Annotated in this window: 15 protein-coding genes; 13 read left to right on the top strand and 2 right to left on the bottom strand. The window is 67.2% G+C overall.

Annotated elements, in window-relative coordinates:
* Positions 1 to 158: 158 nt before the first annotated feature.
* From AC2A1N_RS16190 to AC2A1N_RS16175, 4 genes are all read left to right on the top strand, one after another.
* Complete coding sequence (locus tag AC2A1N_RS16190; RefSeq protein WP_242893583.1) at positions 159 to 1,166, top strand: methionine ABC transporter ATP-binding protein; 1,008 nt, start codon at positions 159 to 161, stop codon at positions 1,164 to 1,166.
* Entirely contained in the window at positions 1,163 to 1,852 is a 690-nt protein-coding gene (locus tag AC2A1N_RS16185; protein WP_242893581.1) for a methionine ABC transporter permease, read from the top strand. Before AC2A1N_RS16190 ends, AC2A1N_RS16185 begins: the two co-directional genes overlap by 4 nt.
* Before the next feature lie 214 nt (positions 1,853 to 2,066).
* Positions 2,067 to 2,291: a type II toxin-antitoxin system RelE/ParE family toxin gene (locus AC2A1N_RS16180; RefSeq protein ID WP_429001060.1), complete on the top strand. Its 225-nt coding sequence runs from the start codon at positions 2,067 to 2,069 to the stop codon at positions 2,289 to 2,291.
* A gap of 10 nt (positions 2,292 to 2,301) precedes the next feature.
* Positions 2,302 to 2,601, top strand: a complete 300-nt coding sequence (locus AC2A1N_RS16175) for a HigA family addiction module antitoxin (RefSeq protein ID WP_061479867.1) — start codon at positions 2,302 to 2,304, stop codon at positions 2,599 to 2,601.
* A 71-nt stretch (positions 2,602 to 2,672) separates the two neighbouring features.
* On the opposite strand, the gene AC2A1N_RS16170 is transcribed toward AC2A1N_RS16175, so the two are convergent.
* A complete protein-coding gene (locus tag AC2A1N_RS16170) occupies positions 2,673 to 3,272 on the bottom strand; it encodes a lipocalin family protein (RefSeq protein ID WP_061479866.1) in 600 nt (199 codons plus the stop codon).
* A 128-nt stretch (positions 3,273 to 3,400) separates the two neighbouring features.
* Between AC2A1N_RS16170 and AC2A1N_RS16165 the strand changes: the two genes are divergently transcribed.
* A complete protein-coding gene (locus AC2A1N_RS16165) occupies positions 3,401 to 3,700 on the top strand; it encodes a hypothetical protein (RefSeq protein ID WP_061479865.1) in 300 nt (99 codons plus the stop codon).
* A gap of 69 nt (positions 3,701 to 3,769) precedes the next feature.
* Positions 3,770 to 5,866 carry a prolyl oligopeptidase family serine peptidase gene (locus AC2A1N_RS16160; protein ID WP_134968368.1) on the top strand — a complete coding sequence of 699 codons (2,097 nt, stop codon included), beginning with the start codon at positions 3,770 to 3,772 and terminating at the stop codon, positions 5,864 to 5,866.
* 109 nt (positions 5,867 to 5,975) lie between these two features.
* Here AC2A1N_RS16160 and AC2A1N_RS16155 read toward each other — a convergent pair whose 3' ends face one another.
* A complete protein-coding gene (locus AC2A1N_RS16155) occupies positions 5,976 to 7,160 on the bottom strand; it encodes a pyridoxal phosphate-dependent aminotransferase (protein WP_061479706.1) in 1,185 nt (394 codons plus the stop codon).
* A 143-nt stretch (positions 7,161 to 7,303) separates the two neighbouring features.
* Here AC2A1N_RS16155 and AC2A1N_RS16150 point away from each other — a divergent pair, with 143 nt between their 5' ends.
* The 7 genes from AC2A1N_RS16150 to hslV all read left to right on the top strand — a co-directional run bounded on the left by AC2A1N_RS16150 (position 7,304) and on the right by hslV (position 13,315).
* Positions 7,304 to 9,415, top strand: a complete 2,112-nt coding sequence (locus tag AC2A1N_RS16150; RefSeq protein ID WP_061479709.1) for a S9 family peptidase — start codon at positions 7,304 to 7,306, stop codon at positions 9,413 to 9,415.
* 54 nt (positions 9,416 to 9,469) lie between these two features.
* The gene (locus AC2A1N_RS16145) at positions 9,470 to 9,895 is read left to right on the top strand and encodes a YbaN family protein (RefSeq protein ID WP_061479705.1); all 426 of its coding nucleotides are present in this window, start codon (positions 9,470 to 9,472) and stop codon (positions 9,893 to 9,895) included.
* 82 nt (positions 9,896 to 9,977) lie between these two features.
* Positions 9,978 to 10,250, top strand: coding sequence for an LPS translocon maturation chaperone LptM (lptM, locus tag AC2A1N_RS16140; RefSeq protein ID WP_061479704.1), 273 nt, complete (start codon positions 9,978 to 9,980; stop codon positions 10,248 to 10,250).
* The gene (gene dapF / locus AC2A1N_RS16135; protein WP_061479703.1) at positions 10,243 to 11,094 is read left to right on the top strand and encodes a diaminopimelate epimerase; all 852 of its coding nucleotides are present in this window, start codon (positions 10,243 to 10,245) and stop codon (positions 11,092 to 11,094) included. Before lptM ends, dapF begins: the two co-directional genes overlap by 8 nt.
* Complete coding sequence (locus AC2A1N_RS16130; protein ID WP_049414366.1) at positions 11,091 to 11,765, top strand: DUF484 family protein; 675 nt, start codon at positions 11,091 to 11,093, stop codon at positions 11,763 to 11,765. Before dapF ends, AC2A1N_RS16130 begins: the two co-directional genes overlap by 4 nt.
* Before the next feature lie 16 nt (positions 11,766 to 11,781).
* Positions 11,782 to 12,678 carry a tyrosine recombinase XerC gene (gene xerC / locus AC2A1N_RS16125; protein ID WP_134968364.1) on the top strand — a complete coding sequence of 299 codons (897 nt, stop codon included), beginning with the start codon at positions 11,782 to 11,784 and terminating at the stop codon, positions 12,676 to 12,678.
* An 85-nt stretch (positions 12,679 to 12,763) separates the two neighbouring features.
* Positions 12,764 to 13,315, top strand: a complete 552-nt coding sequence (hslV, locus tag AC2A1N_RS16120) for an ATP-dependent protease subunit HslV (protein WP_005411093.1) — start codon at positions 12,764 to 12,766, stop codon at positions 13,313 to 13,315.
* The last annotated feature ends 51 nt before the right edge of the window (positions 13,316 to 13,366 follow it).

Raw genomic sequence — 13,366 nt, 5'->3', positions numbered from 1 at the left:
GGTCAGAGCCCCTGCGGGGATCCGACCCCGGAACCCGCGCCGGAGCAGGTACGTTAGAACCAAAAGGAATAACATTCTGGCCCATGGCGCGGGCGCGCGACCGCCTGCGCTGGTAGGCTGCACGCCCCCTTCCGTCACCCAGCCGGTGAGCCACGCCCGTGATCGAGTTCCAGCGCCTGCACAAATCCTATGCCGTTGCCGGCCGCGAGATCAGCGCGCTGCAACCGTTGGACCTGACCATCGAGGCCGGTGAGGTTTTCGGCATCATCGGCCATTCCGGCGCCGGCAAGTCGACCCTGATCCGCATGATCAACCGCCTGGAAGAACCCAGCGGTGGCCGGCTGCTGATCGGTGGTGAGGATGTCACCGCGCTGGACGCGGACGGCCTGCGCGCGCTGCGCCGGCGCATCGGCATGATCTTCCAGCATTTCAATCTGCTGTCGTCGCGCACGGTGGCGGGCAATGTCGCCTTCCCGCTGGAACTGGCCGGCACGCCGAAGGCGGAAACCGACGCGCGCGTGGCCGAGCTGCTGCAGACCGTGGGCCTGGAAGCGCATGCGCAGAAGTATCCGGCGCAGCTGTCCGGTGGCCAGAAGCAGCGCGTCGGTATCGCCCGCGCGCTGGCGACCCGTCCGCAGATCCTGCTGTGCGACGAGGCCACCAGTGCGCTCGACCCGCAGACCACTGCTTCGGTGCTGTCGCTGCTGTCGAAGATCAATCGCGAGCTCGGCCTGACCATCGTGCTGATCACCCACGAGATGGACGTGATCCGCCGTGTCTGCGACCGCGTTGCGGTGCTCGATGCCGGCCAGATGGTCGAAACCGGTCCGGTCACCCGGGTGTTCCTGCACCCGCAGCATCCGACCACGCGCCGGTTCGTCAGCGAGTCGGAGCATGTGGACGAGGGCGCGCTGCACCGTGATTTCGATGCCGTTGGCGGCCGTATCGTGCGCCTGACCTTCCTCGGTGGCGACACCTACGAACCCCTGCTCGGCAGCGTCGCGCGGCAGACCGGGGTCGACTACAACATCCTGTCCGGGCGTATCGACCGGATCAAGGACACCCCGTATGGCCAGCTGGTGGTCGCCCTGGTGGGCGGCGACCAGTCCGCCGCGCAGGCTGCCTTCGTGGCCGCCGGCGTGCACGTCGAGGAGCTGCGTCGATGATCATTGCTGCTGCTGGCGGCTTCTTCCGTCACCTGGATGCGGGCAAGTGGGCCGACATCGGCCAGGCCACCATCGACACCCTGCTGATGCTGCTCGGTTCGCTGCCGCTGACCCTGGCCATCGGCCTGCCGCTGGGCGTGCTGCTGTACCTGTTCGGCGCGCCACAGATGAAGCGGAGGCCGTTCGCCTATGGCGCGCTGGCACTGGTGGTGAACCTGCTGCGCTCGGTGCCCTTCATCATCCTGATGATCGTGCTGATTCCGGTCACGTTGTTCCTGATGGGAACCTCGCTGGGCGTGCGCGGCGCGATCGTACCGCTGGTGATCGGCGCAGCGCCGTTCTATGCGCGCCTGGTCGAGACCGCGCTGCGCGAAGTGGATCGAGGCGTCATCGAGGCGACCCAGGCGATGGGCGCCACCACCTGGCAGCTGGTGACCCGCGTGCTGCTGCCGGAAGCGCGCCCCGGCCTGATCGCCGGTGCCACCGTCACCACCGTGGCCCTGATCGGCTTCACTGCGATGGGCGGTGCGATCGGTTCCGGTGGCCTCGGCGACCTGGCGTTCCGCGATGGCTACCAGCGTTCGCACACCGACGTGGCCCTGGTCACCGTGGTCCTGCTGCTGGTCCTGGTGCAGCTGCTGCAGATGCTCGGCGACCGCCTGGTCGCGCATTACAGCCGCAAGTAACCCGGTGCCGGGCGTCGCCCGGCGTCGTTCGGGTAGCGCCGGGCCATGCCCGGCGGCGGCATGACGCAATCGATCCATTGAAAACCTGAATCACCGAACCGGGACTGGCAGCACATCCAGTTGCTTGGTATATTCCGTGTGACGTAATACGTTTTGCGGAATGATCCGGTCCTTCCGTTGCAAGCACACCCGCGCCTTGTTTGAAGGCCACTGCGTGCGCGCCTGGCTGCCGATTCGACGGGCAGCGGAACGCAAGCTGCAGATGCTTGACTCGGCACAGACGCTGGCGTTCCTGCGCAGTCCGCCCGGCAACCGGTTGGAGGCACTGGCTGGCGACCGCAAAGGGCAGCACAGCCTGCGAATCAACGATCAGTGGCGGCTGTGTTTCATCTGGACCGACAGCGGTCCGCAATCCGTGGAAATCGTTGACTACCACTGAGGCATTCGCCATGAAGCCAACCAACAATCGCATGCGGGCCATCCATCCCGGCGAGATCCTGCGAGAGGAGTTCCTTTCCCCGCTGGCTCTGAGCGTGAATGCACTGGCGAGGGAACTGGATGTTCCGGCCACCCGCCTGCATGCCATCGTCCATGGCGAACGTGCGATCACCGCCGACACTGCTGCCCGGCTGGCGCGCCATTTCGGAGGTGATGCCGCATCGTGGCTGGCGCTGCAGGCGACTTACGACTTGAAGACGCTGCCCACGCTTGGCGAGATCGAGCGCCGCGTGCAGCCGCGGGCGGCGTAAGGCACGTCACGTCCGCCGGGCATGGCCCGGTATCGTTCAGGTAGCGCTGGGCCATGCCCGGCGACGCTTTCTCAGCGCACGTTCGGGACTTCGTAGCCCAGCTTGCCGACCTGGTCGACGTGCTGCGGCACGCGCTTGAGCTTGTCGGTGTTCACGCCGTACTCGTCGCGCAGGCGCTCGGCCAGCTCCTTGTACAGGGCTTTGTCCATGTCCGGCGTGCGCGAGAAGATCCACGCCATCTCGCGGCCCGGGTAGCCGATCAGTGCCCACGAATAGTCCGGGGCGACGTCCAGCACCCGGGAGTGGGTCGGCACCACGCGGTAGAACCAGGTGCGCCAGCCGTGGTTGCCGCTGTCCGGGTCGACGCTGGCGCGTGCGCGGATCTCCTGCAGGGGTTCGCCGAAGCCGTCGCGGTAGCGGTAGGTGATGCCGACCTTGTGCTCGTCGCGCAACTCGTACTCGTTGACGCTGGCGACGTGCCCGCGTTCGATGAAGTTCGGCACGCGGCCGATCACGTACCAGGTGCCCATGAAGCGCTTGAGGTCGATCGGGGCATCCGGATCGGCGCGCGGGGCGCTGGCACGGGGTGATGGCGGCTCACCGACCGCCATGGCGGGGCCCGCCAGGGACAGGGCCAGCAACACGGCGCAGAGCGGGCGGATCGAAGTCATGCGGGAGCGGGCTCAGGAGGGCTTTGCCTGAGCATGGTCGACTGAGCGTGCGCGATCCGTCAATGGTGTCGCAATCTGTGAGAAGGGGCTTGCCCAAGCTGTGTTGCATTGTCTACCGGAGAAGGCCCATGAACACACGTTCCGTCCGTCACCCTGCAACTGAACGCATCATCGAACGCGCCGACCCGCGCCTGCTGCGTGGCGTGCGGCAACTGGTGCTGGCCGGACTGGCGCTGGTACTGGTCTGGCCAGCGGCACGTGGCAGCAGCGCGTGGTTGGGCTGGCTGCCGATGTGGCTGATCGGCATGCCGCTCGCGGCCTGGTGGGCGCTGTTGCGCTTCCCGCTGCCGCGCCTGTCGCGGCTGCCGAAGGTGCGGCGTACCGGTGGACAGGCGCGTCGCCGGCGCGGCCCGGCGGCCACGGCCTGACCTTCGACACGGGGGAGGCCGCGGCATTCCGTGCTAGCGTTCCACGGCTTATGACTGCCTGGAGCTGCAATGTCACGACTCGCTTCCGCCTGCCTGTTGGCCGGCATGATGACCGCTGCCTCGGTGGGGACCGCCGTGGCCGCTGAAGATACCGACCGCTACGCCTGGCTGGAGGACGTCACCGGCGACAAGCCGCTGTCCTGGGTCAAGGAACAGAATGCCAAGTCCGAGGCGCGCCTGGCGCAGACCCCGGCCTTCAAGCAGATGGAGACCCGCATCCGCGAGGTGCTCGACTCCGATGCCAAGATTCCGGGCGTGCAGAAGATCGGCGACTACTACTACAACTTCTGGAAAGACCAGCAGCACGAGCGCGGCCTGTGGCGGCGCACCACCCTGGCCGAGTACCGCAAGGCGTCGCCGCAGTGGGAGACCGTGCTCGACCTGGATGCGCTGAACAAGGCCGAGGGTGAGAACTGGGTCTGGCACGGCGCCGATTGCCTGCGCCCGGATTACAGCCGTTGCCTGATCGCGCTGTCGCGCGGCGGCGCCGACGCCGACGTCACCCGCGAGTTCGACCTGGCCAACAAGACCTGGATCAAGGACGGCTTCTTCCGTCCGGAGTCGAAGGGGGGCCTCAACTGGGTCGACCGCGACACCGTGTTCGTCTACACCGACTTCGGTGCCGGCACGATGACCACGTCCGGCTATCCGCGCGTGGCCAAGCTGTGGAAGCGCGGCACGCCGATGGCCTCGGCCACCGTGGTGTACGAAGGCAAGCCGGAAGACATGTACATCGCGGCGATGCACGATGACACCCCGGGCTTCGAGCGCAACCTGGTCAGCCGCACGCTGGCGTTCTACAACAACGAGCTTTACCTGCGTGGCGACGACGGCACGCTGACCAAGATCGACGCCCCGAACTCGGCCGAGAAGGGCCTGCACAAGCAGTGGCTGACCCTGGAACTGCGCGATCCGTGGACCGTGGGCGGCAAGACCTATGCCTCCGGTTCGCTGCTGGCCACCCAGCTGGACGACTTCCTGGCCGGCAAGCGCGACTTCGAGGTGCTGTTCACCCCGACCGCGACCACCTCGCTGGCCAGCGCCACCTGGACCAAGAGCCATCTTGTGCTGAACGTGCTGGACGACGTCAAGAACCGCCTGTCGGTGCTGACCCCGGGCGCAGATGGCTGGAAGACCAGCCGCTTCGTCGGCGCCCCTGCCTTCGGCACGCTGGGCGTGGCTGCAGTGGACAGCAATGACAGCGACGCGGTGTGGCTGACCGCCACCGACTACTTGACCCCGACCACGCTGGCGCTGGCCGAGATCGGCCAGGCCCCGGAAACGCTGAAGACCATGCCGGCCTTCTTCGACGCCAAAGGCAAGGTGATCGAGCAGCACTTCGCCACCAGCAAGGACGGCACCCGCGTGCCGTACTTCGTGGTGCACGACAGGGCGATGAAGCTCGATGGTTCCAATCCGACGCTGCTGTACGGCTACGGTGGCTTCGAGATCTCGCTGACCCCGAGCTATTCCGGTGGCATGGGCCGCGCCTGGCTGGAGAAGGGCGGCGTGTACGTGGTGGCCAACATCCGTGGTGGCGGCGAGTACGGCCCGCGCTGGCACCAGGCGGCGCTGAAGCAGAACCGCCACAAGGCCTACGAAGACATGGCCGCGGTGGCGCGGGACCTGGTCAAGCGCAAGATCACCAGCGCCAAGCACCTGGGCGTGCAGGGCGGCAGCAACGGTGGCCTGCTGACCGGCAACATGCTGACCCAGTACCCGGAGCTGTTCGGTGCGGTGGTGGTGCAGGTGCCGTTGCTGGACATGAAGCGCTACAGCCACCTGTTGGCGGGTGCCTCATGGATGGCCGAGTACGGCAACCCGGATACCAGTGACTGGGAGTTCATCAAGACCTTCTCGCCGTACCACCTGTTCAACGCGAAGAAGAACTACCCGCCGGTGCTGTTCACGACCTCGACCCGCGACGACCGCGTGCACCCGGGGCATGCCCGCAAGATGGCGGCGAAGATGATCGACGCCGGCAAGGACGTGACCTACTACGAGAACATCGAAGGGGGGCACGGCGGCGCCGCCAACAACGCGCAGGCCGCGCACATGTCGGCGCTGGCCTACAGCTTCCTGTGGGAGCGGTTGGGCGGCAAGTAAGCAGAACGGAAAACGCCGCCCCAGGGCGGCGTTTTCCGTTATCGGGTAGCGCCGGGCCATGCCCGGCGCGCGCGTAGCGCGGCAGGATGCCGCCGGGCATGGCCCGGCGCTACCGGAAATGCTTCAACCCACGCGCGATCCGCGCCACCGCCTCCTGCAATCGCGGCACCTCCTGGGTATAGGCCAGGCGCACGTGCTGGTTGGCACGATGGAAGCCGAAATCCAGGCCCGGGGTGAACGCCACGTGCTCGGTTTCCAGGAAATGCGCGCAGAATGCCTGCGCGTCGTCGGTGAATGCACTGACGTCGGCGTACAGGTAGAACGCGCCCTGTGGCTCGACTTCGATACGGAAGCCCAGCTCACGCAGTGCCGGCAGCAGGAAGTCGCGACGCTGGCGGAACGCGTCGCGGCGCTGCTCGAAGATCGCCATGGATTCCTCGCTGAAGCAGGCGAGCGCGGCGTGCTGGGCGATGCTTGAGGCGCTGATGTACAGGTTCTGCGCCAGCTTCTCCAGATCCGGTACTGCGGACGGCGGCGCCACCAGCCAGCCCAGCCGCCACCCGGTCATGCCGAAGTACTTGGAAAAACTGTTCAGTACGAATGCGTTGTCGTCCACCTGCAGCACGCTGGGCGCGTCCAGGCCGTAGGTCAGGCCGTGATAGATCTCGTCCACCACCAGGTGGCCGCCCCGCGCGTGCAGGGTCTGCGACAGTGCAGCCAGTTCGTCGGCGGAGAGCACCGTGCCGGTCGGGTTGGCCGGTGAGGCAACCAGCGCGCCGACGCTGTCGGCATTCCAATGCTGTTCCACCAGGGACGGCGTGAGCTGGTACGCAGTGTCCGGGCCGACCGGCACCAGCTGTGCGCCGCCTTCGACGAGGCGCAGGAAGTGGCGGTTGCAGGGGTAGCCGGGGTCGGCCAGCAGCCAGTGGCGGCCGGGATCGACCAGCAGGCTGCTGGCCAACAGCAACGCACCGGACCCACCCGGGGTGACCAGGATGCGTTCAGGATCGATGTCCAGACCGTAGTGGCTGCGATAGAAACCGCTGATCGCCTGGCGCAGGGCCGGCAGGCCACGTGCGGCGGTGTAGCGGGTATGGCCGGCGGCCAGTGCGGCCTGGCCGGCCCGCACGACCGGTTCGGCGGTAGTGAAGTCCGGTTCGCCGATTTCCAGGTGGATCACATCGTGGCCGGCCTGTTCCAGCGCCTGCGCGCGGGCCAGCAGGGACATCACATGGAACGGGGCGATTTCATGGCTGCGCCGGCTGTAGCCCGGCGTGTGGGGCAGGGTACTCATGGATCCATGGTACGCCGGTCGGCATGGCCCATGACGATCTGCAGGGTTGCCGCTTGGCTGCGATTGGGGTCAGATCCCTTTTCGGGAAAAGGGATCTGACCCCGCCGAAGACCATTGCATTGATGCGCCAGGAACCCTACTTCATGAAGTCCACCCTCTGCCTGTTGCTCGCCAGCCTGATGACCACGACTGCTACCGCCGCCACTCCGCCCGTTCCGCCGGACGCCGCCAGGCATCCGCACGTGGTCAAGGCGCCGTTCGGCGCGACCCGCAACGATGACTATTACTGGCTGCGCGATGACAAGCGCACGGACAAGGACATGCTGGCCTACCTGCAGGCCGAGAATGCCTACGCCGATCAGCTGCTGGCACCGCTGAAGCCACTGGAAGACACCCTGTACAAGGAGATCGTCGGCCGCATCAAGCAGGACGATTCCAGCGTGCCGGCGCGCGAGCGCGGCTACTGGTATTACAGCCGTTTCGAGACCGGCCAGGATTACCCCATCCACGCACGCCGCAAGGGCAGCATGGAGGCCGCCGAGGAAATCCTGCTGGACGTCAATACGATGGCTGCGGGCAAGGGCTACTTCAGCGTCGGCTCGATGGATGTCAGCCAGGACAACCAGTTGCTGGCCTGGGCCGATGATGATGTCGGCCGCCGCCAGTACACGATCCGCTTCAAGGATCTGGCCACCGGCAAGGTGCTGCCCGATGTGATCACCGGCAGCTCCGGCGACCTGGTCTGGGCCGACGACAACCGCACCGTGCTGTATGTCGAGAACGATCCGGAAACGCTGCTCACCGTGCGCGTGAAGAAGCACGTGCTGGGCACTCCAGCCAGCGCCGACACCGTCGTCTACGAAGAGAAGGACGACAGCTTCTACATGGGCATCGGCCGCACCCGCGACGATCGCTTCATCACCATCGGCGTGCACAGCACGGTGTCCTCGGAAGAGCGCTACGCACCGGCCAGCGATCCGACCACCTTCACCGTGCTGGCCCCGCGCCAGCGCGATGTCGAGTACGACGCCGACCACTACGACGGCCGCTGGGTGATCCGCACCAACGACGGTGCGAAGAATTTCAAGCTGGTCACCGCACCGACCGATGCCACCTCGCGTGCGCAGTGGAAGGACTGGATCGCGCATGACGATGCGGTGTTCATCGAAGGCTTCGAGCTGTTCGACAGCTACACCGCCATCGCCGAACGTTCCGAGGGCCTGGAGCGCATCCGCCTGCTGTTCAAGGATGGCCGCAGCGACTACGTGAAGGCTGATGAGCCGGCGTACTCGATGGGCCTGGGCGACAACACCGAGGCCGATACGCCGTGGCTGCGCTACGTCTACACCTCGATGACAACCCCGACCACCGTGTTCGAGCTGAACACCGCCACCGGTGAGCGTCGCCAGCTGAAGGTGCAGCCGGTGATCGGCTATGACGCCTCGAAGTACGAAACCGACCGCGTCTGGATCACCGCACGCGATGGCGTGAAGGTGCCGGTGTCGCTGGTCTACCGCAAGGGCTACCAGAAGGACGGCAAGGGCGCGCTGTTCCAGTACGCCTACGGCAGCTACGGCATGTCGATGGACCCGTACTTCAACCAGACGGCGGTGAGCCTGCTCGACCGCGGCGTGGTGTATGCCATCGCCCATATCCGCGGCGGCCAGGAAATGGGCCGCGACTGGTACGAGAACGGCAAGCTGCTGCACAAGCAGAACACCTTCAACGACTTCATCGACGTCACCCGCGGCCTGGTCGCACAGGGCTGGGCGGCGAAGGATCGTGTCGCCGCGTCCGGCGGCAGCGCCGGTGGCCTGCTGATGGGCGCGGTGGCCAACCAGGCCCCGCAGGATTACCGGGTGATGGTGGCGCAGGTCCCGTTCGTCGACGTGGTCACCACCATGCTCGACCCGACCATTCCGCTGACGACCAACGAATACGATGAGTGGGGCAACCCGGAGCAGAAGCCGTATTACGACTACATGCTGTCCTACTCGCCCTACGACAACGTGAAGCAGCAGGCGTACCCGGCGCTGTTCGTGGGTACCGGCCTGTGGGATTCGCAGGTGCAGTACTGGGAGCCGGCCAAGTGGGTGGCCAAGCTGCGTGATCACAACACCGGCCCCTACCCGATCCTGTTCCGCACCAACATGGAAGCCGGCCACGGCGGCAAGTCGGGGCGCTTCCAGCGCTACCGCGAGCTGTCCGAGTCGTACGCGTTCGTGCTGCAGCAGCTGGGCATCGCCCAGCCGTAACGGCGAAGGGGTGCCGGGCGTTGCCGGGCACCCCGAACCGTTATCCTTGCGGCCATGAGCCTGCCCGAGCCCTCCGCATCCCGCGATACCGCCACGCCACCGCGCGTGGTGCGTTTCCGCTGGGCGTGGTGGCTGCTGGCCTACGTCAGCCTGGGCACCGGCATCGTCGGCATCTTCGTGCCGGGCCTCCCGACCACCGTATTCATCCTGATCTCGGCGTGGGCTGCATCACGTGGGTCCGAACGCCTGCACACCTGGCTGCTGCAGCACCCGCGCTTCGGCCCGGCCATCGCCAACTGGCAGGCACATGGTGCGGTCAGCCGCTACGGCAAGTGGATGGCCACGATCACCATGGCGGTGTGCGCCTGCATCATGCTGTGGTGCGTGCCGGTCGCCTGGGTGAAGTGGTTCTCGATCGGCAGCATGACCGTGGTGGCGATCTGGCTGTGGACGCGGCCGTTGCCACCGCCCGCGGATTGAGCGCCTGCGGTAGTGCCGGCCGCTGGCCGGCAACCCGATCCCCTGCACGAACCGCTCAGCCGCCAATGGCTATACTCGGGGCATGAAGATCCCCCATCGAAACGCCATCCTGATTCCGCTGGCAGCGGCCTCGCTGCTGCTCCTCGCCGCCTGCGGCAACAAGGGCCCGCTGGTACTGCCGCAGAAGCCGGTGCCGGTGGAAGAAACCGTCGAACCGGCCGCCGAGCCCGCCACCGAGGCGACCCCGGCCGAGGCCCAAGGCGCCGTTGCCCCGGCCACGACCGTCGACCCGGCTGCAACGACCACCCAGCCGGCACCCGCGCCAGCGAAGAAGGCGGGCAGCGGGAATGAGTAAGGCCGGTTCCAGGGCCTTGCGCTTCAGCAAGATGCATGGCGCGGGCAATGACTTCGTAGTGATCGACCTGCGTGACGGCACTGCGCCGCCCACGCCTGAACTGGCCGCGCGCCTGGCCGACCGCCATACCGGCGTCGGCTGCGATCAGATCCTGACCATCGAGGCGCCGCGTGCGGAAGGCTCGGTGGCCTCGTACCGCATCTGGAACGCCGACGGTTCCAATTCCGAGCAGTGCGGCAATGGCGCGCGCTGCATCGCGGCCTGGCTGGTGCGCGAGGGCAGTGCGCAGGGCGATGCGTTCGTCATCGACAGCCCGCTGGCCAGCCATGAGGTGCGGGTGCTGGGCGAAGGGCAGTTTGCGGTGACGATGGGCGTGCCTGCTTTCGAGCCGGCCAACGTGCCGCTGATGGGCTTCGCCCACCCGCGCGAGGAATACCTGCTGCCGCTGCAGGGCGAGAGCGTCCGCTTTGCTGCGGTGTCGATGGGCAACCCGCATGCGGTGATCGAAGTGGGCCTGATCGATGCTGCACCGGTCGAGCGCGTCGGTGCGCTGCTGCAGCAGCACGCGTCGTTCCCGCGCTCGGTGAACGTGGGCTTCGCCCAGGTGATGGGCCCGGCGCACGCCCGCCTGCGCGTGTTCGAGCGCGGTGTCGGCGAGACCCTGGCCTGCGGCAGTGGCGCCTGCGCCGCCGCCGTGACCCTGATGCAGCGCGGCCGCCTGCAGCGCGATGCGCGCATCAGCCTGCCCGGAGGTGACCTGCGCATCCAGTGGCCGGGCGATGGCCAGCCGGTGGTGATGGCGGGCCCGACCGCATTCGTCTTCGAAGGGGAGTGGATGGCATGAGCGAAACCGTCGACAAGCTCGGGGCCCATGAAGTCGCTGCCTGGTTGCGGCGGCATCCCGGCTTCCTCAAGCAGTTCCCGGACCTGGCCCTGACCCTGGTGGTGCCGCGCGATGACGGCCCGACCGCATCGCTGGCCAGCTACCAGCTGGAAGTGCTGCGCGAGAAGAACCGCGAGCTGGCACGACGGTTGGCCGACCTGGGCGCCACCGCACAGGTCAATGAACGCCTGGCAGTGCGCACGCACCAGCTGACCCTGGCACTGATGAAGCAGGACAACGCGGCCGATACCCTGCGCGCGATGGCCGCATCGCTGCAGGAAGACTTCGCCGGCGACCTGGTGCGGCTGGTGGTGCATGCGCCGGTGGCCGGGCTGGAACAGGCCGACTGGCTGCAGGTGATTGCTGCCGATGATCCGCAACTGGGCCCGTTCCGCGATTGCCTGAACGACGGCGAGCCGATCTGCGGCCGCCTGCAGCCGGAAAAGAATGCCGTCCTGTACGGCGTGCGCAGCGAGGAAGTGCAGACCACCGCGCTGCTGCCGTTGCCGGGCGTCGGCCTGATCGCGGTCGGCAGCCACGACCCGAACCGCTTCTACCCGGGCATGGGCACGCTGTTCCTGCGCATGATGGGCGACGCCCTGGCCACTGGCCTGAAGCGCTTCCACGACTGAGCAGGACCGGACGACGATGAGCGCGGTACAGGCCTTCCTGCAGCACCTGCAGGTGGAGCGGCGGATGTCGGCGCATACGCTTGACGCCTACCGCCGCGACCTGGACGCGCTAGCGGTCTGGGCCGAACCGCGTGGCGTAGCGGTGGAGGCGCTCGATGCCGATGCGTTGCGCCAGTTCGTCGCCGACGAGCATCGCCGCGGCCTGTCGGCCAAGAGCCTGCAACGCCGCCTGTCGGCCTGCCGCAGCTTCTATGCCTGGCTGCTCAAGCACGGGCGCATCGAGGTCAGTCCGGCAGCGACGCTGAAGGCACCGCGCGCGCCGCGCCGGTTGCCGCAGGTCCTTGACGCCGATGAGGCGGTGCAGCTGGTCGAACTGGAGCCGGAAGGTGACCTCGGCCGCCGTGACCGTGCGCTGCTGGAACTGTTCTATTCCTCCGGCCTGCGCCTGAGCGAAGTCTGCGCGCTGACCTGGCGCGACCTGGATTTCGACAGCGGGCTGGTCAACGTGCTGGGCAAGGGCAACCGCCAGCGCCGGGTGCCGTTCGGGCGGCCGGCACGCGAAGCGCTGCAGGCGTGGCGCGCGGAAAGTGGCGGTGGTCCGGCATCGCCGGTGTTCCCCGGTCGCAACGGGCCAATCAGCCAGCGTGCGGTGCAGATCCGCATCCGCCAGCTGGCGCAGCGCCAGGGCCTGTTCAAGCAGGTGCATCCGCACATGCTGCGGCACAGTTTCGCCAGCCACATCCTGGAATCGTCCGGCGACCTGCGTGGTGTGCAGGAGCTGCTGGGCCATGCCGACATCGCCACCACGCAGATCTATACCCACCTCGATTTCCAGCACCTGGCCAAGGTCTACGACGCCGCGCATCCGCGCGCCAAGCGTCGACGCAGCAATGAGGGCAGCGGAGAAAGCTGAACGTTGCCCCTGCGTCAGCCGGTCGCGGGTGGCTTGAAGGGCGCAGCGCAGTCCCCACCTCTGGTTCTGTCACCCCGGAGGCATCATGGACCCCAGTCAGAACCCCAACGTTTTCCACGCCACCACCATCGTCTGCGTCCGTCGCGGCGAGCACGTGGCCATTGCCGGCGACGGCCAGGTCACGCTGGGCCACACCGTGATGAAGGGCAACGCGCGCAAGGTGCGCCGCCTTGGCCGCGACGGCCAGGTGCTGGCCGGTTTCGCCGGTGCCGCCGCCGATGCCTTCACCCTGTTCGAGCTGTTCGAGGCCAAGCTGGAAAAGCACGGCCAGCTGCAGCGCGCTGCGGTCGAGCTGGCCAAGGATTGGCGCACCGAGCGCCGCCTGGGCAAGCTCGAAGCTCTGCTGGCAGTGGCTGACAAGGAAACCTCGCTGATCATCAGCGGCACCGGTGATGTGATCGAGCCGGAGGACGGCATCATCGCCATCGGCTCCGGTGGTTCCTATGCACTATCGGCCGCGCGCGCGTTGATGGCGCACACCGAACTGGATGCACGCACCATCGCCAGCGAGGCGATCGGCATCGCCGGCGACATCTGCATCTACACCAACCGCAACGTGGTGGTTGAGGAGCTGTGACCGCTCTTCTGTAGTGCCGAGCCATGCTCGGCAGGGCTGCCCGTCAGCCGA

This window comes from Stenotrophomonas maltophilia group sp. SKK55 (genome assembly GCF_057179845.1).
The sequence above is the reverse complement of the archived record's forward strand: the minus strand, read 5'-3'. Positions and strand labels throughout refer to the sequence as shown.